We start from the raw sequence: 20,478 nt of genomic DNA, 5'->3' as shown, positions 1-20,478 counted from the left end.
GGGCGCTAGAGGGTTCGTGGGGTTCATGGGACGCATGGAGGCTGTTCCTCAGCCTTTCAGGGTCTGTTCAAGCACATGCAGCTGCTGGTTGAGCTCTGTCATTTGCTGGCGCTCGGCAGACATCTTGCGTACGGCGTGCAGCACGGTGGTGTGGTCACGTCCGCCAAAGAGCTCACCGATCTCCGGGAGGCTCTTTTGCGTGAGTTCCTTGGCCAGGTACATGGCAATCTGCCGCGGTCGCGCAATGCTGGCTGGCCGCTTCTTGGAATACATGTCGGCCACTTTGATCTTGTAATAGTCGGCGACGGTCTTCTGGATGTTCTCAACGCTGATCTGCCGGTTCTGGATGGAAAGCAGGTCACGCAAGGCCTCACGGGCCAGCTGGATGGAGATTTCCTTGAGATTGAAGCGTGAGTACGCCAGGATCTTGCGCAGGGCGCCTTCGAGCTCACGCACGTTGGAGCGGACGTTCTTGGCGACGAAGAAGGCGACTTCTTCGGGCATGGAGGCGCCTTCGGCTTCGGCCTTGCGGATCAGGATGGCGACACGCATTTCGAGCTCGGGCGGCTCGATGGCGACGGTGAGGCCGGAATCAAAGCGCGAGACCAGGCGTTCGTGGATATCCGTCAGACCCTTGGGATAAGTGTCGCTGGTCATCACGATGTGCGACTTTTTGGTCAGCAAGGCCTCGAAAGCGTTGAAAAACTCTTCCTGGGTGCGGTCCTTGTTAGCGAAGAACTGGACGTCGTCAATCAGCAGCAAATCCAGGGAGTGATAACGCTCCTTGAATTCATCAAAAGTCTTGCGTTGGTAAGCTTTAACCACATCTGAAACAAATTGTTCAGCGTGGATGTAGAGAACTTTGGCGGCGGGGTTGTCCGACAGCAATTTATTGCCGATGGCGTGCATCAAATGGGTCTTGCCCAAACCGACGCCACCGTAGATAAAAAGCGGGTTGTAAAGCTGGCCCAGGCTGCTGGAAACATGTAACGCCGCTGCCCGGCCCATGCGGTTGGCCGTGCCTTCAATCAGGGTGTCGAAGGTCAGCGCGCTGTTGAGGCGGTTTTTGAACGGAGCCCCGGCGGCTTCTTCGGGAACGCCCAGGCCGACGGGCTCAGGAACGCCGGAGCCTTCAAAGCTGCGAACCAAAGAAGAAGACTTGGCGGGCGCTTCGCGCGGAGCAAGTGCTAACTCAAGCGGGATGCTTTGCCCGGAAATCTTCTCAAGCAGGGCCGAAATGCGGCCGGCATACTGGGCGCGAACCCAGTCCAGTTTGAACCGGTTACCCACCAGAACGGTGACTTTGGTGAGGTCGGGAGCGACCTCGACCAGCAGGGGGCGGATCCAGGTATTGAACTGTTGTTCAGGTAATTCCTGGGCCAGGTGGTCGACGCAGCTCTGCCACAAGTCCTGGTTCAGATTTTGGACGGATGCCTCACTCATGGCTGGTTTTGACTGGGTTGCTGGCCTGGCAAGAGGCGCCCGGCAGCGGTGAGCTGCTTGTGGATATTGTTAATTTTGAGCACCGGCAATTGTAGTCCGGGCGGGGAGTTATCCACAAAATAATTGATCCGGGTTTCAACCTATTTTCGGCGCTGGTTCGGGGTATGTAGCGACCCGGTTCGCCGCATCTCAGCCTTTACCCCAAATGGGCAAGCTAACTTGTTGCCAGCGTTAGGAAATCTGCGATAATCATGGGTTTCCCTGATTCGCGGCGGGTTTTGCCTGCCTTGAAGACTTGCAGAGATGGCTGTGTTGTACGGCCACCAAGATCATTCGAATCGCCCAAAGCAGTGTGTCTTATAACTAAGGCACGGTAACGGCAAAGGGGAAAGCTTTGTAGCTGACCGGCTAGTAGGACTCAATCATGAAACGCACATACCAACCATCCAAAGTCAAACGCGCTCGTACGCACGGCTTCCTGACCCGCATGAAAACGCGTGGCGGCCGCGCAGTGATTGCTGCACGCCGCGCCAAAGGCCGCAAGCGCCTGGCCGTATAAGCCTGTTTTCTGCTGGCCATTCGCAGTTTTTTAAACTGACGCCTGGCGCTCGTGCAACGGCTTCAAACCCGACCCCAGTTCCAGGCAGTTCTTGCCGGCGCCATTGTTGCAAAAACAACGCACTTCGCATTGCACCGCAATGCGCTGGACGCAAAGCCCGTGCAAGCTGAGCCAGGCAAGCTGGCTGATGTGATCGCGGCAAAGCCGCTGTTTCCCGTACAGGATGTCTGGCTTGGGGCCATGGTTCCCAAACGCTGGGCCAAACGCGCCGTCACACGTAACGCCATCAAACGACAGATCTACACCGTGAGCGCTGATTTTTCGCATCAGTATCCTCAGGCTGCTTTTGTGGTCCGCTTGCGGCGTGATTTTTCGCGCAAGGAATTCATCAGCGCGACGTCCGAGCAGCTCAAGCTGGCGGTACGCACCGAAGTGCTGGCGCTGATGCAGGCAGGAGCCAAGGCGCCATGAGCCCTGTTTTTGCCGCGCTGGCACCTCTTTTCCGTTTGCCGCAAACCCTGCTGATCGGCCTGGTCAAAGGCTATCGTTTGTTGCTCAGCCCCTGGCTGGGTTCAGCCTGCCGGTTTGAGCCGACCTGTTCCGCCTATTCACTGCAGGCCCTGCAGCAGCACGGCGCGACTGTCGGCAGCTACCTCACTTTGCACCGGCTGGTACGCTGCCATCCCTGGTGCGATGGCGGGCACGACCCGGTGCCGCCTGCTCCCCTCTTTTCCCGCCTGGCCACCCCCGTGGCCTCCACCCCTTCTAAAAAGACGCCGTCATGAACGACATCCGCCGCACCATCCTGTGGGTGATTTTTGGTTTTTCCATGGTCCTTTTGTGGGACCAATGGCAGGTATATAACGGCCACAAGGCGACCTTTTTCCCGTCAGCAACGCAAAGCGCCAAGGCGCCGGCCGCAGGTTCCTCTGCACCTGTAGCTGCCGGCTCTACGGCTTCATCCGTGCCCGCACCGCAGGCTGCCAACGCAACGCCAGGCGCGCCCGGTGCCGTGCCGGCAGGCGCTCCATCGATTGCGCCGTCGACCGCCAAAGAACGCTTCGTCGTGAACACCGATGTGCTCACGCTGACATTTGACAGTGAAGGCGGCACCCTGGTGCACTCGGCATTCGTCAAATACAAAGACCAGGCGCATACGGCCGAAGGTTTTGTCTTGATGGACGAAAGCGCAAACCGCGTTTATGTGGCGCAGACCGGCCTTGTTACGGCACCCGGCACCACCGGGGGCTTTCCTACCCACAAAACGCCAATGGCCGTGGTTCCAGGCGAACGGGCTCTGAAAGACGGCCAGGACGAACTGCAGATCAAGTTTGAGTCGGCGGAAGTCGGCGGCGTCAAGCTGGTCAAGACCTATACCCTGAAACGTGGCGCGTACGACATTGCGGTGCGCCACGACATCGTCAACACCGGCACAGCCGCGGTGTCGCCTCAGCTGTACCTGCAGCTCGTGCGTGACGGCAACAAGCCGCCCGGAGAGTCTTCTTTTTATTCCACCTTTACCGGCCCGGCGATTTATACCGAAGCCAAGAAATACCAAAAGGTGGAATTCAAGGACATCGAGAACAACAAGGTTGATGTCGAAAAGCAGGCCACCAATGGCTATATCGCCATGGTCCAGCATTACTTTGCAACCGCCTGGATTCTTCCGGATGGCCTCAAGCGCGACCTGTTGTTCCAGAAGGTCGCCAACAACCTGTATTCCGTCGTCATGATCACGCCGCTGGACACCATCGCAGCTGGCACGACCAAGTCGGTCGACGCGAAGTTTTTCGTCGGCCCCCAGGAAGAAAAAACACTGGAAGCCATTGCACCAGGCCTGGAGCTGGTGAAGGACTACGGCTGGTTGACCATCCTGGCCAAGCCGCTGTATTGGCTGCTCGACAAGCTGCACGGCTTCATCCATAACTGGGGTTGGTCCATTGTGGCTTTGGTGCTGCTGCTGAAAATCGCGTTCTACTGGCTCAATGCCAAGGCGTATGCCAGCATGGCCAAGATGAAGGCGATCAATCCCAAGATCATGGAAATGCGTGAGCGCCTGAAAGACAAGCCGCAGGAAATGCAGCAGGCGATGATGAAAATCTACAAGGAAGAAAAAGTCAACCCGATGGGCGGCTGCTTCCCGATCATGATCCAGATCCCCGTGTTCATCGCGTTGTACTGGGTGCTGCTGTCGAGCGTTGAAATGCGCAATGCACCCTGGGTCTTGTGGATCCATGACCTCTCGGCGCCGGATCCGTTCTTCATCCTGCCCGTGCTGATGACCCTGACGACCATGCTGCAAACGGCGCTCAATCCCGCTCCGCCGGATCCGATGCAAGCCAAGCTGATGTGGTTCATGCCGCTGATCTTCAGCGTGATGTTCTTCTTCTTCCCGGCCGGCCTGGTGCTGTACTGGATTACCAACAACATTCTGTCCATCACCCAGCAGTGGATCATCAATACCCGCATGGGTGTGCCGCCGCAGTTCAACCTGCCGAAGTTCAAATAAGGCGGACACGGAATAAAAATTGGGCCGCTTCGCGGCCCTTTTTCTTGGGAAACCGACTTTGGCGGCGACGCTTCTTACCCAGGCGCCAATATCCGGTTTGCCCCTTAACATCTACCACCATGCTGGCCCGACATCACGACCCCATCGTTGCTATCGCCACTGCGCCCGGGCGCGGTGCGGTGGGCATTGTGCGGGTGTCCGGCAAGCACATCGCGCCCGTCATAGAGGCGATTTGCGGCCGCCAGCTGCAGCCGCGTCAGGCAACCTACCTTCCCTTCAGCGATGCGCATGGCGTAGCCATCGACCAAGGGCTCGCCCTGCATTTCCCGGCGCCGCATTCCTACACCGGCGAAGACGTGCTGGAGCTGCAAGCGCATGGCGGCCCTGTCGTGCTGCAGCTGTTGCTGGCGCGATGCCTTGAGGCTGGCGCGGCGCCAGACCCGGTAACCGGCCAGGCGGTCGTGCCGGGGCTGCGCGTAGCGCAACCGGGCGAGTTCACCGAACGTGCCTTCCTCAACGACAAGATCGACCTGGCACAGGCCGAGGCGATTGCCGACCTGATCGATGCGAGCACTGAGACCGCCGCGCGATCGGCCGCGCGTTCAATGTCGGGTGAATTCTCGCTGGCGGTCAACACGCTGCTGGAGCAGCTGATCCATCTGCGCATGCTGGTCGAAGCCACGCTGGACTTCCCGGAGGAAGACATCGACTTCCTGCAGAAGGCAGATGCGCAGGGCCAGCTTGAGCGCTTGCAGGTGACGCTGGCCGGCGTGATGCAGCGCGCGGTGCAGGGCGCCTTGCTGCGCGAAGGCATCAAGGTGGTGATCGCTGGCCAGCCGAACGCCGGCAAAAGTTCGCTGCTCAATGCGCTGGCCGGTGCCGAACTCGCCATCGTCACGCCAATTGCCGGCACCACACGCGACAAGGTCTCGCAGCTGATCCAGATTGAAGGCGTGCCGCTGCATGTGGTGGACACCGCTGGCCTGCGCGATGCACTCGACGAAGTGGAAAAAATCGGCGTCGAACGCGCGTGGGCCGAAATCGCCAGCGCCGACGCGGTGCTCTTCCTGCATGACCTGACCCGGCATGCCGCCGATTACCTGGCCGCCGACGTACACATCGCAGAGGTATTGAGCCGTGAGCTGCCGCGCAACACGCCCATCATCGACGTCTGGAACAAGTCGGACGCAGCTGCCGCGGACGTCCTGGGCACCATCAGCGGCGGCGTTCTGATCTCCGCCAAAACCGGCGACGGCCTGCAAGCGCTGCGCAGGCAATTGCTGCAGGTCGTGGGCTGGCAATCCGCACCTGAAGGTGTGTTCATGGCCCGCGAGCGCCACGTGCGTGCCCTGCAACAGGTCGCCGAACAACTCGGGAGAGCCCATGCGCAGATTCGCGCGGGGCACCCTGCCCTGGACCTGCTGGCCGAAGATTTGCGCCAGGCGCAACTTCACCTCAGCGAGATCACCGGTGCGTTCACGCCGGACGACCTGTTGGGCGAGATTTTTTCCAGATTCTGTATTGGAAAGTAGTAAACCGGCGACAGGCGGGCCCCGTCTGGGGACAAGCGGCGCCGTGCCGCGAAAAACGCACCAAAACAGTCAAAAATGGCGTTCTGTCGAGGGGAAATTACAACTCCGGTTTTCCTGTATCAGGTGTAAGGGGCCGTTAACGTCCCTTGCGGGCTATGTAGTGCGAAGGTATCTTCCGTCCCACTATGAACGCTCCACTACCTGCCGCCATTCGTTTTGACATTCAGGGCCTTGCCCAAGCCATTCTTCACTGCCACGCCAGTGACGCATTGCGCTGTCAATTCAACCAGCCGCATTGGGACATCCTGGCCAGCTACATGCAGCCTTTCGCCCTCAACAGTGGCCAGGTGCTGATGGAACAGGGTGCGCTGGATCGCACGCTGTATTTTGTGGAAAGCGGCACACTCAGCGTTCATTACGAAGATGAAAAGGCCCGCGTGCGAATGGCTCTGGTAGGTGCAGGTACCGTGCTCGGTGAAGGTGCTTTCTTCTCGCACATGCCGCGCAGTGCCACGGTGCATGCGTCGACGCCTTGCAAGCTTTGGTGCCTCACGCCGATGCGGTTCCTTGAGCTGGCAAACCGCCACAGCCCTATTGCATTGGAGCTGACCATGGCAATGGGGTCGGTCATGGCCAAGCGACTTTATAACCGTCCCAAGCGCGTCGCCGTGACCTGAGCATCACACCTCTGTCGGGTGCACCGGCATCATCAGACAACTGACTCCTGCCGTAATACTTTCGGGCGTCAAAGGCGTTCTCAAAAACGTGACGGGCGTGATTTTTTACCAGACAGTTGCATGGGTGTTTCGATAAAGTTGGCCACAGGATTTGCTGCTAAACAACAGCTGAACCGTTTGCGCTATTGCTTACAGATTCACTCCGTGCATTGACGGAAAATGAAGACTCACCACGAGAACATTGCCCATGTCTTTTTTAAACTGGTTTTCCGACAAACCGCAGCAAGCCAGCGCGGCTGCGAATGACGAACAAAGACGCGCGTCCGCCGGACGCGACAAATTTGCAACGTCCGTACCCCAGCGACTTTCCCCCGAACACCCTGCTCCCGCCGATTCCGGCAAGCTCAAGCGTCACGCCCGCCGCGAGCAACTGTACGTAGCAATTCGTGAAGCCATGACCCGCTCCGGCGTGCTCTCGGCAAGCTACAAATTCAAAGTTCTTTCGCTCGACCAGAGCGGCAATGAATTCCTGGTCATGATGGACCTGGCAAAAGCATTTGGCGGTACGTCCGAGCAATTGAGTGGAATTGAGGCATCGATCGCACAGCACGCCAAAGCGCGCTTTGAGATCTTGGTACCCGCTGTGTACTGGCGCCTGGAGGAAATGGCGGTCGTGGTCAAACAGGCCCCGACGCCTCCGCAGGCCGTGCAAGCACCTGCCGCACAGGCGCCCGCTGTAGTACACGCCGAAGCCAATGTAGAAACCAGCGCACCCGTCAAACCCGCAACACCACGCTATGAGCCTATCCAGGCCGACGAGGTTGCCGCCTTCAAACAAGCCCTGGTTGCTGCGTCCGCGCAAGGCCCTGCCGTCGCCCCGGAAAAAGGGGTCAAAGTGCAAAGCGGCCCGCGCTCACGTTCATACACCCTGCTGACGGGCTTTGAAGACACCGAAATGCCGCCGGAATTCAGCACGTCGCCAGCGCTGAGCAGCACGCAGTACGGCGATCTGAACTAAGCCGATGCGGCTTCATATTTAAGACAAATGAGCTTCAAGCCCAATCAGCACGGGCGCAAGCAGCTATAACTTCTATAGCTGAACCCGTTCTCCCCGGGTAGTTTCCAGAACGGCATCCTGCCGTTCAATGCCCCGAAAAGTCAATCAAGGTGAACAGCGGCAGCCCTGCTGCCCGCAATTTTTCTGACCCACCGAGTTCGGGCAGGTCAACAATCGCCGCACCTTCGGTGACGGTGGCGCCCAGCTTCTCCAGCAGTTTTTTGCCGGCCATCATGGTGCCGCCCGTGGCGATCAGGTCGTCGATCAGCAGCACCCGGTCGCCGGGCTTGACCGCATCGGTATGCAGCTCGACAGTGGCGCTTCCATATTCGAGCTCATAGGTTTCCTGCACGGTTGTGAAGGGCAGTTTGCCTTTTTTGCGTATCGGCACAAAGCCAACATTCAACTCATAGGCGATGACGGCGCCGAGGATGAACCCGCGCGCATCCAGCCCTGCCACGATGTCGGGACGGAGCTTGCCGTCCATGTAGCGGTGCACAAAAGCGTCGATCAGCACGCGAAAGACCTTGGGGTTCTGCAGCAGCGGCGTGATGTCGCGAAACTGCACGCCGGGGGCCGGCCAGTCGGGCACGGTGCGGATATGGTTCTTCAGGTACTGGCCGACGGTCTGGTGAGTGAGGCTGTGCAGATCAGGCATGGCGTGTCCAAGGTGGGTGGCGCCCATATTGTGCCGTCAGTGCCCGCGATGAACGCTATCGCCGGGCTTCCTCGCCAATGGACAACGACCTGCTGCAGGCGCGAACAAAGCGGTGGCATGTTTCCCCCGGAAGCTCCCCCTTTGCGACGGGCGGCCCGCTGCTCAGTTGATACGGCCGCGCAGGAGCTTCTCTTCGGCCATGGCCAATGCCTCGGGCTTGCCTGACAGCACCAGCGTGTCCCCGCCCTCCAGCAATGTTTCGTCATGCGCCGCTACGGCCTTGCCATTGCTGCGGCGCAGGCTGACCACACGCACGCCGCCAGCGCCCAGTGCCGCGGCGCCCAGGGGTTTTCCGGCAGATTTTGTGCCCAGCGGCAATGTGACGTTGGACAGGCGCTCCTGCTCGAGCTCATTGACGGTGTCGTCGTCGGCACCGCGAAAGTAACCTCGCAGCAGGTTGTAGCGGGCGTCACGTTGATCCTGCACGACGCGGATCACACGGCGCATGGGCACGCCCACCAGCGCCAGCGCATGGCTGGCGAGCATCAGGCTGCCTTCAATGGCCTCAGGTACGACCTCTGTAGCGCCGGCTGCCTGGAGTTTTTCCAGGTCGTGGTCGTCTACCGTCCGCACAATCACCGGCACGGTCGGCGCGTGGGCGCGCGTGTTGGCCAGCACCTTGAGGGCGCTGGCTGTGTCGAGATAAGTTACCACCACGGCGCTGGCCCGGGCCAGCCCGGCTGCCATCAGGGCCTGGAGCCGCACCGCATCGCCGAACACCACCGAATCGCCTGCGGCTGCGGCCTGCCGTACCCGGTCGGGGTCGAGGTCGAGCGCCATGTACTGGATGCCTTCGCGCTCCAGCATGTGGCCCAGGTTCTGGCCGCAGCGGCCATAGCCGCAGATGATCACGTGTTTGTTGGCGTTGATGGACTTGCGTGCAATGGTCGTCATTTGCAGCGATTGCTGCAGCCACTCGCTGGAAACCAGCTTCATCACAATGCGGTTGCTGTACATGATGATGAAAGGCGTCGCCAGCATGGACAGCACCATGCTGGCCAAAATGGGGTTTAACAGTGCGGGTGGCACCAGGTTGCTCTGCTGGGCCAGCGTGAGCAGCACAAAGCCGAATTCGCCCGCCTGGGCAAGGTACAGGCCGGTGCGCAGCGATACGCCGGCTGTGGCACCCAGCGAGCGCGCCAGCGCGGTAACCAGCACCAGCTTGAAGAGAACAGGCAACGTCGTCAGCAACAGCACCAGCGGCCATCGTTCCAGTACCAGCCGCCAGTCCAGCAGCATGCCGATGCTGATGAAGAAAAGACCCAGCAAAACATCGTGGAAGGGCCGAATGTCGGTTTCGACCTGGTGCTTGTATTCCGTCTCGGAGATCAGCATGCCGGCAATAAAGGCGCCCAGTGCCAGGCTCAACCCGGCGCGCTCGGTCAGCCAGGCCAGCGCCAGTGTGACCAGCAGCAGGTTGAGCACGAACAGTTCTTCGCTTTTGCGCCGCGCCACGATGGTGAGCCACCAGCGCATGATGCGTTGCCCGCCGGTGAGCAGCAAGCCCACCAGCACGGCCGCCTTCAACCCCGCGATCGCCAGCGCCGTCAGGAGCGCATCGGCGGGCGCCCCCAGTGCCGGAATCAGCACCAGCAACGGTACAACGGCCAAGTCCTGGAACAACAGCACGCCCATGACGCGCTTGCCGTGTTCGGATTCGAGTTCAAGTCGCTCCGACAGCAGCTTGACCACAATGGCGGTGCTGCTCATGGCGATGGCACCGGACAGCGCCAGCGCGGTCTGCCAGCCCATCTTCCAGAGACCGGGGGCCATGCTGGCAAGGAACAGCGAGCCCACCGTGGCCAGCACGATGGTCAGCGTGACCTGCAGCAGGCCCAGGCCAAAAACGTGACGCCGCATGGAACGCAGCTTGGGCAGGTTGAACTCAAGCCCGATCACGAACATCAGAAACACCACGCCGAACTCGCCCAAATGCCGGACGCCGTCGGAATTTTGCGCCAGCGCCAGTGCGTTGGGCCCGATGACCACGCCGACCGCCAGGTAGCCCAGCATGGGAGGCAGCTTGAGCGAACGGCATGCCACCACACCCAGCACAGCAGCCAGCAGGTACAGCAGGGTCAGTTCAAGCGCGCTCATGCGTTGATGGTAGCCGAGGATATTGCACGGCCTTGACGATTTGCAGGCGGCCAAGGCCCATTCGCGCGGGGGCCTGCCGGCAGGATGGGGCCTGTCCGCCTCTATAGAATGCAGCCATGAGCCTTGACGCCGTGAATTTTGATGCCGAACAGGTGCTAAGCCTTGCCAGGAAGACTTTTGAAATAGAAGCCGCCGCTGTGCTGGGCCTGGTGGGACGGCTGGGCGACGAGTTTGCCCAGGCCGTGGAGTTGATGCTGCAGTGCCGCGGCCGCGTGGTTGTCATGGGCATGGGAAAAAGCGGCCATATAGGCCGCAAGATTGCCGCCACACTCGCCTCCACTGGAACACCTGCCATGTTTGTGCATCCGGCTGAAGCCAGCCACGGCGACCTGGGCATGATCAAGGCCATCGACGTGGTGCTCGCAATTTCCAACAGCGGCGAGAGCGCCGAATTGACGATGATCCTGCCGGTGCTGAGCCGCCAGGGCGTACCGATGGTGGCAATTACCGGGGGCGCGCAGTCCACGCTTGCCCGGCAAGCACGGGTGACGCTCGACAGCAGCGTGGCGCAGGAAGCCTGTCCGCTCAACCTGGCGCCGACTGCCAGCACGACTGCGCAGCTCGCCCTGGGTGACGCGCTGGCCGTCGCCCTGCTGGATGCGCGCGGCTTCAAGGAAGAAGACTTTGCGCGTTCCCACCCGGGCGGTGCGCTCGGCCGGAAGCTGCTGACGCATGTCAGTGACGTGATGCGCAGCGGCGATGCAGTGCCGCAAGTGCTGGCCGACACCAGCTTCACCGACCTCATGCGTGAAATGAGCGCCAAGGGACTTGGGGCTTCTGCGGTAGTGGACGGCAGCCGGCGAGTGATCGGTATATTCACCGACGGCGATTTGCGCCGGCTGGTCGAAAAAGGCGTAGACCTGCGCAGCAGCAAGGCAGGCGACGTGATGCGCGCCAATCCGCGCACCATACAGCCGGATTCGCTGGCTGTTGAGGCTGTGGCATTGATGGAGCAGCACCGCATCACCAGCGTGCTGGTTGTGGACGACGCAGGGGTGTTGTGCGGGGCGCTGAATACCAACGACCTGATGCGCGCAAAAGTGATATGACACCCGCACCCGTTATTTGGCTTGCGGTGAAACGATAGATGCTTACTCCAACACTGAGCTTTCCGCCTGAACTGCTGCTGCGCGCGCAGGGCATAAAGGTGGCATTTTTTGACGTCGACGGTGTGCTCACGGACGGTGGCCTGTATTTTTCCGAATACCCCGACGGCCACGAACTGGCCGTGGCGTCCGGTGGTTACCGCGCTTCGGGCGAGATCGTCAAACGGTTCAACACGCTGGACGGCCATGGCCTCAAGCTGCTCCAGAGGGCCGGCATTACTCCCGCCGTCATCACCGGGCGCGACAGCCACGTGCTGCGCGCACGTTTGCAGGCGCTCGGCATCACCCATGCCCATTTCGGCACGGAGGACAAACGCCCGGCCGCCGAGCTCACGCTGCAGGCCCTGGGGCTGGACTGGAGCGCTGCCGCAGCCATGGGTGACGACTGGCCCGACCTGCCTGTGCTGTCCCGTGTGGCATTGAGCTGCGCGCCGATCAACGCGCACGCGGAGGTTCGCGCGATGGTCCATCATGTGACGCAAGCGCCAGGTGGCCATGGCGCCGCACGCGAGTTCTGTGATGTGCTGCTGGTTGCCAGCGGACGCTATGCCGGGCTGCTTCAGGAGTACAGCCAGTGAGCACCGCGGTGAAAAGCGACGGTGCCCTGCTGCACCTGAAAAACGTGTGGCGACGCTTTCTGCGCGTCTGGGACGGCATGGCCATTTACATGCCGCTGGTGATGATGGGGTTGCTGGCGCTGGGTACCTACTGGCTTGTGCGCAACACCCCGATCTTCAGCACGCCGGAGGTGGCCAGGGAGGCGCGCCACGACGTGGACTATTTCATGCGCAAGTTCACCGTCAAGACGTTTGACGAAGGGGGCCACCTCAAGAGCGAAATTTATGGGACCGAGGCCCGGCATTTCGCCGACACCGACATCCTGGAAATTGACCAGGTGCGCATCCGCAGCATTAATGTGGAAAAGCGCATCACGACCGCTACCGCCAACCGGGCGTACACCAATGGTGATGGATCGGAAGTGCAGTTAACGGGCAACGCGGTGGTGGTCAGGGAGGCGAGCCAGGATGCGAACGGGAAGGAAACGCCGCGCATGGAGTTTCGCGGAGAGTTTCTTCATGCCTTCCTGAATGACGAGCGCGTGAAGTCGCACAAACCGGTGCTGCTGATTCGCGGCACCGACCAGTTCACCGGTGACACTTTTGCCTACGACAACCTGGACCAGGTGGCCGATCTCAAGGGACGTGTCCGCGGCATTCTCGTCCCGCGTTCCGCGGCCAGCGCTGCAGGTGTTGGTAACTTGCCCGTTCTCACACCCACTCTCACGCCCGCACCACCCCTCACTCCGGCAAGCAACGCACCGGCGACCCGCTAACGCGACGCTCTTCAATCAACGACTGCCCACCATGTCCAGACTCGTATTTATCACCGGTGCTTCCAGCGGTATCGGGCAGGCATTGGCACTGCGTTTCTATTCTGCGGGCTATCGGCTGGCGCTGGCTGCCCGCAGAACCGCCGAGGTCCAGGCCTGGGCGGAGACCCACGCCATCAGTGCGAGCCGCTACCAGGTCTACGGCGCAGACGTATCCGACATCGACAGCATTGTGTCTGCCGGCGAGGCTTGCATCGCAGCGCAGGGCGTGCCCGATGTGGTGATTGCCAATGCCGGCATCAGTATCGGCATGGACTCTGCGGTGCGTGCAGACCTTGAGGTCATGGCCCGGACTTTTGCGACCAACAATATCGGTGTCGCAGCCACCTTTCACCCGTTCATCTCCGGCATGGTTTCGCGAGGCACAGGAACACTGGTTGGTATTGGCAGCGTGGCCGGCATACGCGGCCTTCCCGGCCACGGCGCCTACTGCGCGAGCAAGGCCGCGGTCATCGCCTATTGTGAAAGCCTGCGCGGTGAACTGCTCCCCAGTGGCGTGAAGGTGGTGACGATTTGCCCGGGCTACATCGACACGCCGCTGACCCGCGAAAACCGCTATGCCATGCCGTTTCTGATGAAGGCCGAGGTATTTGCCGAAAAAGCGTTTGCCACCATCCAGGCGGGGTGCCGCTACCGGGTGATCCCCTGGCAAATGGGCGTGGTGGCCAAGTTGTTGCGCCTGCTGCCCAATGCCGTGTTCGACAAGGCCTTGTCTGGCCGCGCACGCAAGCATCGCCAGGGCGAGAGCTGAGAGCCGGGCGCTTTTGCGCGCTGCGCTATCAAAACAGGAGCTGCCCGCGCCCGTGAGTTGGGCGCTGCAAAGCAAAAAGGCTTCAAAACCGAAGTCTTGAAGCCTTTTAGGCGCTCTTCAACCAGAGGCTGAAGAGGGGGTTCTGCAGGGCTTAGTAGCCGCCGCGTCCACCACCGCCGCCACCACCGGAACGGCCACCGCCGCTACCGCCGCCGCCGTAGGGGCTGCGGAAACCGCCGTCGCTACCGCCGCCGCCGGAGCGACCACCGCCGCCACCGCCGTAGCCACCACCGCCGGAACGATCGCCGCCACCACCACCACCGTAGCCGCCACCACCGCCGCCGCCGAAGCCGCCGCTACGTGGAGGACGTGCCTCCATGGGACGAGCTTCGTTCACGACAACGCTACGGCCGCCCAGAGGCTGGCCGTTCATGCCGTTGATAGCTGCCTGGGCTTCTGCATCGCTGCCCATTTCGACAAAGCCAAAGCCTTTGGAGCGACCGGTGTCGCGTTCCATCATGACTTTAGCGCTGGTGACAGCGCCAAATTGGCCAAAAGATTGTTGCAGGTCTTCGTCGCGGACCGAGTACGGCAGGTTGCCGACGTAAAGTTTGTTGCCCATGAAGGGACTCCTCTAAAACACAAAAACAAAAGCGATGGGGTCCCGAAAGCACAACAAATCTTGATACGTACCGCTGTAGCGCGCGAAACTGACCGATCACCTAACGTGTGCGAATAGTGACACTCGCACCGGCATATTATGCGTCAGTTATCAAAAAGACAACCCGCTGGCGTTACTGCCCGGGCCTCGCAAGCCCGCATAAACAGGGGCTTCCCGGGCTTGCTTACGATTTTTGTATCGGCCTGCCCGTTGATTCGAAGGCCGCAAAGGGTAACCCAAAGCACTTCTATTGAAGATGGCGCAACAAAAAGCCCGGGATGAGGTTTTCGCCCCAACTACGCGGTTGTTTAGCAATAAAGCTCTATTAGTGGCCCGAATTTACGGCCCTGCTTAATAAGTTAGCGCCTACTGTTCATGGATTTACCAATGAATAGAGGCTACCGGCGCGAAGAAATCAGAGTCGTAAGTTCTCTCCGGACCGCCCTGACGCTGGAAGCGAGGATGTGTCCGTTAAAAACCATAGGCAGGACAGTTGACGCGCGCGCGGAAAGAAAATAGTTACAAAAAATTGCAAGATTCAATCCGAAGCCCTATTTATTCGATGAGGTGGCGACCGACTTCACCCGTTCGGCGGCGCGTTATTTGGGACGAATATCGGGCGGCAATTCGGTGGAGCCAGCCTCGGCAAGATCCGAATAGTTGCGCCACTGCTTCATTGCGGCGCGCATGGTCAGAATCTGGTTCTCAAACTTCGGGCAGGCGTCGCAGGCCAGAAGATGCAGCTTGAGCGCAATGTGGTCGGGCAAACGGAGCGCGCGGTCTTCCCGCGCGATCAGCAATGCCGCAGCCTCGCGGCAGGTGCGTCTTAACGGGGTAATGTTGGGTTTCACGTCAAGGGCCGGCCGTATCAGGTGCTGAGTTTGCCAAACCAGTGGATATTCAGGCACTCCTGCAGGCGCAGGCGGGCCCGATGCAACTGGACATACAGGTTGGTCGGTGTCAGTGAGAGTTCCTTACAGACTTCCTGCGAGGAAAGCTCCAGCCACTCACGCATCAGGAACAGGCGCCCCAGTGCCGGTGGCAGGCGTTCCATGCATGCGTCCAGTACCTGAAAGAACTGAACCTGCTGCAGGGTCTGGTCCGGATTGCCCCAGTCATTGGGCGGTTCTGTGAAATGCCCGTCGGCCTGGAAAGAGAGCCGGTCGAGCTCGTCACCCTCTCCGTCGCCGTGGGCGTCCGGCACAGCCACCATGCGCGCATTGCTGCGGATCAGGTCTATGACCTTGTGCTTGAGAATGCCGACAAGCCAGGTCTTGAGCTGCGAGCGGTTGCCGAAAGACTGTGGCTTGGACAAAGCCGCCAGCAGTGTTTCCGACACGGCGTCCTCGGCCCATTCATCGTTGCGCAGCTGCAGGCGCGCAAAACGAAGGAGATAGACGCGGTGTTCAACCAGCTGCTCTTCAAAAGTAGGCATGGCGAAAGTCTAGCGGCTGGTGTGACGCTTGTGCGCCAGAACGCGGCGAAATTTGTGCCCAAGGCGCCAGAAGCCAATGGCCCCAAGCACTATTTTTAAAAGAAATCGGTCCAATCCCAATAAACACGGGCGCAAGCAGCTATCAAATAAGTAGCAGTGAGGCGCAGCCTGCGTCACTGCTACCAGTTGACTTCGCGGTCAGGTGTGGCGCCAATGCGGTGGACAGACAAGTCTGCGCCTTCAAATTCTTCTTCCTGGCTCAGCCTGAGGCCCATCGTGGCCTTAAGGACACCGTAGACAGCAAAGCCCGCCAGCAGCGCCCAGGCCACGCCCATGGCGCTGCCCAGCAGCTGGGCGCCAAAGCTCACACCGCCCAGCCCCCCCAGGGTCTGGTTGCCGAAGATGCCGGCCGCGATGCCACCCCACAGGCCGCACAAGCCATGCAGCGGCCAGACGCCCAGTACGTCGTCAATCTTCCATTTGTTCTGCGTCAGCGTGAACATCACGACGAACACGCCGCCGGCGATGCCGCCCGTCACCAGCGCTCCCAGCGGATGCATCAGGTCTGAGCCTGCACATACCGCCACCAGACCGGCCAGTGGCCCGTTGTGCACAAACCCCGGGTCATTCTTGCCAAACACCAGTGCCGCGAGCGTGCCGCCGACCATGGCCATCAGGGAGTTAACGGCGACCAGGCCGGAAATTTTGTCGATGGTCTGTGCGCTCATCACGTTAAAGCCGAACCAGCCCACAGTGAGAATCCAGGCACCCAGTGCCAGGAAGGGAATGTTGGAAGGCGGATGGGCCGACACTGCGCCGTCCTTGCGGTAGCGGTTGCTGCGCGCGCCCAGCAAAATCACCGCCGGCAAGGCCAGCCAGCCGCCCACGGCGTGAACCACGATGGAGCCCGCGAAATCATGAAACTCCGCACCGGTCAGTGACTTGATCCAGGCCTGCACGCCGAAGTGCTGGTTCCAGACGATGCCTTCGAAGAAGGGGTAGACGAAACCGACGATGACGGCGGTCGCGATGAGCTGCGGGTAAAAACGCGCCCGCTCGGCGATGCCGCCCGAAATAATCGCCGGAATGGCTGCGGCAAAGGTCAGCAAGAAGAAGAACTTGACCAGTTCATAACCGTTTTTGGCCGCCAACTGCTCTGCGCCGACGAAGAAATGGGTGCCGTAGGCCACGCCATAACCCACCACAAAATACACCACGGTGGACACCGAGAAGTCCACCAGGATCTTGACCAGGGCATTGACCTGGTTCTTTTTGCGAACCGTACCCAGTTCCAGAAAGGCAAAACCGGCGTGCATGGCAAGCACCATGATGCCGCCCAGCAGGATGAACAAGGCATCCGAGCCCTGTTTTAGTGCTTCCATAAGTCCCTCTTCAGATGAAATTGCTATTTATTGGTGCGATTTCAAAGAAATTCCCGTAATCGCACCAAATACAAGCAAGAAATGCGCCTCGAGTGTGCGAGCGGTAGACTGTGTGCACCATTTCAGCCTGAAAGGGCTTGGATGCCTGGCGATATAATGAAAGCTGTCATTGGGGAGTAGCCAGCCTTTCAATCCTGAAAGGGGCTTGCGTCAACAGACTTGTCCATCAAGGACATGGCGCAAGCGGTCTTCGGATCACGCGAGACCTTTGACTGCACAGCCTCCGCTTCAGGCCGGGGATGCCGTGCAGTCATGGGTTTTCGGCCGGAGTCTTTTTTGAATGGAAGCTTTCCTCGTCTCCACGGGCATCGTCGCCCTCGCCGAAATGGGCGACAAGACGCAACTCCTCGCGCTCATCCTCGCCGCCCGGTTTAAAAAGCCCTGGCCCATCGTTGCCGGCATCCTGGTCGCAACCTTGGTCAACCACGCCCTGGCTGGCGCCGCCGGCGCTTGGCTCACCACGCTGATCGGCCCGCAAATGCTGCGCTGGATCCTTGGCGCTTCGTTTCTGGTTATGGCCGCCTGGATGCTGGTGCCCGACAAGCTCGACGGAGACGAGAAGGAAAAACCCCCACGCTACGGCGTGTTCTTCACCACCGTGCTGGTGTTCTTCCTGGCGGAAATGGGCGACAAAACGCAGATCGCCACTGTGATGCTGGCCGCGCGCTACGACGCCATCGTCAGCGTGGTCGCCGGCACCACCCTGGGAATGATGCTGGCCAATGCGCCAGTGGTCTGGCTGGGCGAGCGCGTCACGCGCCTGGTGCCGCTGCGTGCCGTGCACATTGTTTCGGCGCTCATTTTTGCCGGGCTAGGGCTGGCAGCGTTGCTGATCAAGGCCTGAGCGGATGCACACAGAACTCTTAAACCCAGCATGAGACGCGGAACCGGCTTTGCCGGGCCGCAGGCGGGCGGCCCCCTCGGGGGGCAGGGAGTGACACGAAGTGCGCGACCGTGGGGGTATACTTCTTTCAGCGCCGATTTGCTCAGCTTGCGGGCGCTTAAAAAGTACAGCTAAAGACGACCTCCCGGACCCGGACTCGCTTTAGCGATGCCGGGTTTTTTGTTTCTGCAGGTGATTTTTTGACACTTATTGCCACCCCGCTCAACATGCACTTTGTAGAGGCCTTGCCTCTGCAGAGCGGCGCATCAATACGCGCCTACGACCTGAGCTATGAAACCTACGGCGAGCTCAACGCCGACAAATCAAACGCCGTACTGATCTGCCACGCGCTCAATGCCTCGCACCATGTGGCGGGCGTGTACCTCGATGTGCAGGGCCAGCCGATAGCCAAATCCGAAGGCTGGTGGGACACGATGATCGGCCCGGGCAAGCCGGTCGACACCGACCGCTTCTTCGTCATCGGCGTCAACAATTTAGGCTCCTGCTTCGGCTCCACCGGGCCCATGCAGCCCAACCCCGACACGCAGGAGCTTTACGGCGCCGACTTTCCCGTCGTCACGGTGCAGGACTGGGTCAGCGCCCAGGCCCGCCTGCTGGATCGCCTGGGCATTCAGACGCTGGCCGCCGTGATGGGCGGCAGCCTGGGTGGCATGCAGGCCCTGGCCTGGACGCTGCAATATCCCGACCGCGTGCGCCACGCCGTAGTGGTGGCCAGCGCGCCCAACCTCACCGCCGAGAACATCGCCTTCAACGAAGTCGCCCGCCGCGCCATCGTGACCGATCCCGATTTTCACGGCGGCCACTTCTATCGCCACGGTGTGCTGCCCAAACGCGGCCTGCGCATCGCCCGCATGATCGGCCACATCACCTACCTGAGCGACGATGTGATGAACGAGAAGTTTGGCCGTCAGTTACGGCAGGCAGTAGCCGAGACGGTGAAGGCCGATGCACCCTATAAATACACGACGCAGGACATCGAGTTCGAAATCGAAAGCTACCTGCGCTACCAGGGCGACAAATTCAGCGAATATTTCGATGCCAATACCTATTTGCTGATCACGCGGGCGCTCGACTACTTCGACCCAGCCCGGGCGTATGGCGGCAACCTCACCCAGGCGCTGGCCCATGTGACAGCCAGGTTCCTGCTCGTGAGCTTCACCACCGACTGGCGTTTTTCTCCCGCGCGCAGCCGCGAAATCGTCAAGGCGCTGCTCGACAACCAGCGCGACGTAAGTTACGCCGAAATCGACGCGCCGCACGGCCATGATGCTTTTTTGCTGGAGGACGACCGCTACCTGGGCGTGGTGCGCTCCTATTTTCAGAGCAAGGTGGCCGCTGTATGAACCTGCCTGTCGAACTCAATATTCAGCCCTCGGCTGATTTGCTGTCCATCGCGCGGCTGGTGCCGCACGGCTCCCGTGTGCTTGACCTGGGCTGCGGCACCGGCGAGCTGCTGGACTACCTGATCCGTGAACGCGGCTGCTCGGGCTACGGCGTCGAGATCAACGACGCCAACGTGCAGGCCTGCGTGGCGCGTGGTGTCAACGTGATCCAGCTCAACCTGGAAGCAGGCCTGGCGCTGTTTGGCGACCGCTCGTTTGACGTGGTGCTGCAGATCGACACGCTGCAACACCTGCACAACGCCGAAACCATGCTGCGCGAAACTGCGCGCGTTGGGCGCGCCGGTGTCGTCGTGTTTCCCAACTTCGGCCACTGGCCGAATCGCCTGGCCGTCGCGCGCGGCCGCATGCCGGTGACCAAGGTGCTGCCCTACCAGTGGTATGACACGCCCAATATCCGTGTCGGTACGCTGCAGGATTTCGAAGCGCTCGCGTTGCAAAACCAGTTGCAGATACTGGACTCTTTTGGCTTGCAGGACGGCCGCGAAGTGCGTTTCTGGCCCAATGCCCGCGCCAGCCGGGCCGTGTTCAAGTTCCAGCGCGGCTAGGGCCTGTTAAAGCTATTTATGCAAGATGCGTTGCGAGTCAAAAAGGCCTTGAGCAAGGCGCAAAACGCAGGCGGGGTAGACCCCGTCAAGGCTCTGCAACGCCGCGCAAGGCCTTTTTGATCGCAACCCGGAGGGGATGGGGTGAGAAAACCGCCACTCGGCGTTGCGCTCCTAGCCCAGACGCCCGGT

Annotated in this window: 21 protein-coding genes and 1 riboswitch; of the genes, 14 read left to right on the top strand and 7 right to left on the bottom strand. The window is 60.6% G+C overall.

Features of this window, described 5'->3' with window-relative positions:
* Positions 1-48: 48 nt before the first annotated feature.
* Entirely contained in the window at positions 49-1,443 is a 1,395-nt protein-coding gene (dnaA, locus tag AC1D11_RS21755) for a chromosomal replication initiator protein DnaA (RefSeq protein ID WP_457281893.1), read from the bottom strand.
* A 424-nt stretch (positions 1,444-1,867) separates the two neighbouring features.
* On the opposite strand from dnaA, the gene rpmH reads away from it, so the two are divergent.
* From rpmH to AC1D11_RS21720, 7 genes are all read left to right on the top strand, one after another.
* Positions 1,868-2,002, top strand: coding sequence for a 50S ribosomal protein L34 (gene rpmH, locus AC1D11_RS21750; RefSeq protein ID WP_007862708.1), 135 nt, complete (start codon positions 1,868-1,870; stop codon positions 2,000-2,002).
* 51 nt (positions 2,003-2,053) lie between these two features.
* Positions 2,054-2,473 (top strand): ribonuclease P protein component, encoded by a 420-nt coding sequence (locus tag AC1D11_RS21745; RefSeq protein ID WP_477650022.1) that lies wholly within the window; start codon positions 2,054-2,056, stop codon positions 2,471-2,473.
* Complete coding sequence (gene yidD, locus AC1D11_RS21740; RefSeq protein WP_477650023.1) at positions 2,470-2,787, top strand: membrane protein insertion efficiency factor YidD; 318 nt, start codon at positions 2,470-2,472, stop codon at positions 2,785-2,787. Before AC1D11_RS21745 ends, yidD begins: the two co-directional genes overlap by 4 nt.
* Positions 2,784-4,511 (top strand): membrane protein insertase YidC, encoded by a 1,728-nt coding sequence (gene yidC, locus AC1D11_RS21735; RefSeq protein WP_477651326.1) that lies wholly within the window; start codon positions 2,784-2,786, stop codon positions 4,509-4,511. Before yidD ends, yidC begins: the two co-directional genes overlap by 4 nt.
* A gap of 119 nt (positions 4,512-4,630) precedes the next feature.
* A complete protein-coding gene (mnmE, locus tag AC1D11_RS21730) occupies positions 4,631-6,043 on the top strand; it encodes a tRNA uridine-5-carboxymethylaminomethyl(34) synthesis GTPase MnmE (RefSeq protein ID WP_477648514.1) in 1,413 nt (470 codons plus the stop codon).
* A 185-nt stretch (positions 6,044-6,228) separates the two neighbouring features.
* Entirely contained in the window at positions 6,229-6,720 is a 492-nt protein-coding gene (locus AC1D11_RS21725; protein WP_122954706.1) for a Crp/Fnr family transcriptional regulator, read from the top strand.
* A gap of 247 nt (positions 6,721-6,967) precedes the next feature.
* Positions 6,968-7,738 (top strand): hypothetical protein, encoded by a 771-nt coding sequence (locus AC1D11_RS21720; RefSeq protein ID WP_477648515.1) that lies wholly within the window; start codon positions 6,968-6,970, stop codon positions 7,736-7,738.
* 124 nt (positions 7,739-7,862) lie between these two features.
* Here AC1D11_RS21720 and AC1D11_RS21715 read toward each other — a convergent pair whose 3' ends face one another.
* Together AC1D11_RS21715 and AC1D11_RS21710 are read right to left on the bottom strand one after the other, a co-directional pair.
* A complete protein-coding gene (locus AC1D11_RS21715; RefSeq protein WP_457281899.1) occupies positions 7,863-8,435 on the bottom strand; it encodes an adenine phosphoribosyltransferase in 573 nt (190 codons plus the stop codon).
* Positions 8,436-8,597: 162 nt separating this feature from the next.
* Positions 8,598-10,592 carry a cation:proton antiporter domain-containing protein gene (locus tag AC1D11_RS21710; protein ID WP_477648516.1) on the bottom strand — a complete coding sequence of 665 codons (1,995 nt, stop codon included), beginning with the start codon at positions 10,590-10,592 and terminating at the stop codon, positions 8,598-8,600.
* 116 nt (positions 10,593-10,708) lie between these two features.
* Between AC1D11_RS21710 and AC1D11_RS21705 the strand changes: the two genes are divergently transcribed.
* From AC1D11_RS21705 to AC1D11_RS21690, 4 genes are all read left to right on the top strand, one after another.
* Positions 10,709-11,701 carry a KpsF/GutQ family sugar-phosphate isomerase gene (locus AC1D11_RS21705; protein ID WP_477648517.1) on the top strand — a complete coding sequence of 331 codons (993 nt, stop codon included), beginning with the start codon at positions 10,709-10,711 and terminating at the stop codon, positions 11,699-11,701.
* A 38-nt stretch (positions 11,702-11,739) separates the two neighbouring features.
* A complete protein-coding gene (locus AC1D11_RS21700) occupies positions 11,740-12,336 on the top strand; it encodes a KdsC family phosphatase (protein ID WP_457281902.1) in 597 nt (198 codons plus the stop codon).
* A gap of 77 nt (positions 12,337-12,413) precedes the next feature.
* Positions 12,414-13,091, top strand: a complete 678-nt coding sequence (gene lptC / locus AC1D11_RS21695) for an LPS export ABC transporter periplasmic protein LptC (RefSeq protein WP_477648570.1) — start codon at positions 12,414-12,416, stop codon at positions 13,089-13,091.
* Positions 13,092-13,122: 31 nt separating this feature from the next.
* Positions 13,123-13,899, top strand: coding sequence for an SDR family oxidoreductase (locus AC1D11_RS21690; protein ID WP_477648518.1), 777 nt, complete (start codon positions 13,123-13,125; stop codon positions 13,897-13,899).
* 151 nt (positions 13,900-14,050) lie between these two features.
* Here the strand turns inward: AC1D11_RS21690 and AC1D11_RS21685 are convergent, their stop codons facing one another.
* From AC1D11_RS21685 to AC1D11_RS21670, 4 genes are all read right to left on the bottom strand, one after another.
* Positions 14,051-14,521, bottom strand: a complete 471-nt coding sequence (locus tag AC1D11_RS21685; protein ID WP_477651325.1) for an RNA recognition motif domain-containing protein — start codon at positions 14,519-14,521, stop codon at positions 14,051-14,053.
* 638 nt (positions 14,522-15,159) lie between these two features.
* On the bottom strand, positions 15,160-15,411 hold the full coding sequence (locus AC1D11_RS21680; protein ID WP_477651324.1) for a zf-HC2 domain-containing protein: 252 nt from the start codon (positions 15,409-15,411) through the stop codon (positions 15,160-15,162).
* Positions 15,412-15,428: 17 nt separating this feature from the next.
* Positions 15,429-15,995, bottom strand: coding sequence for a sigma-70 family RNA polymerase sigma factor (locus tag AC1D11_RS21675; protein ID WP_477648521.1), 567 nt, complete (start codon positions 15,993-15,995; stop codon positions 15,429-15,431).
* A gap of 179 nt (positions 15,996-16,174) precedes the next feature.
* On the bottom strand, positions 16,175-17,377 hold the full coding sequence (locus AC1D11_RS21670; protein ID WP_477648522.1) for an ammonium transporter: 1,203 nt from the start codon (positions 17,375-17,377) through the stop codon (positions 16,175-16,177).
* A 159-nt stretch (positions 17,378-17,536) separates the two neighbouring features.
* Positions 17,537-17,711, top strand: a riboswitch (yybP-ykoY riboswitch).
* A gap of 6 nt (positions 17,712-17,717) precedes the next feature.
* Here AC1D11_RS21670 and AC1D11_RS21665 point away from each other — a divergent pair.
* The 3 genes from AC1D11_RS21665 to metW all read left to right on the top strand — a co-directional run bounded on the left by AC1D11_RS21665 (position 17,718) and on the right by metW (position 20,289).
* On the top strand, positions 17,718-18,281 hold the full coding sequence (locus AC1D11_RS21665) for a TMEM165/GDT1 family protein (protein ID WP_477648523.1): 564 nt from the start codon (positions 17,718-17,720) through the stop codon (positions 18,279-18,281).
* 239 nt (positions 18,282-18,520) lie between these two features.
* Positions 18,521-19,684, top strand: coding sequence for a homoserine O-succinyltransferase MetX (gene metX, locus AC1D11_RS21660; RefSeq protein WP_477648524.1), 1,164 nt, complete (start codon positions 18,521-18,523; stop codon positions 19,682-19,684).
* Positions 19,681-20,289, top strand: a complete 609-nt coding sequence (gene metW / locus AC1D11_RS21655) for a methionine biosynthesis protein MetW (protein WP_477648525.1) — start codon at positions 19,681-19,683, stop codon at positions 20,287-20,289. Before metX ends, metW begins: the two co-directional genes overlap by 4 nt.
* Positions 20,290-20,478: the final 189 nt, after the last annotated feature.

It is taken from the genome of Polaromonas sp. P1_E11, assembly GCF_056405995.1.
The sequence above is the reverse complement of the archived record's forward strand: the minus strand, read 5'-3'. Positions and strand labels throughout refer to the sequence as shown.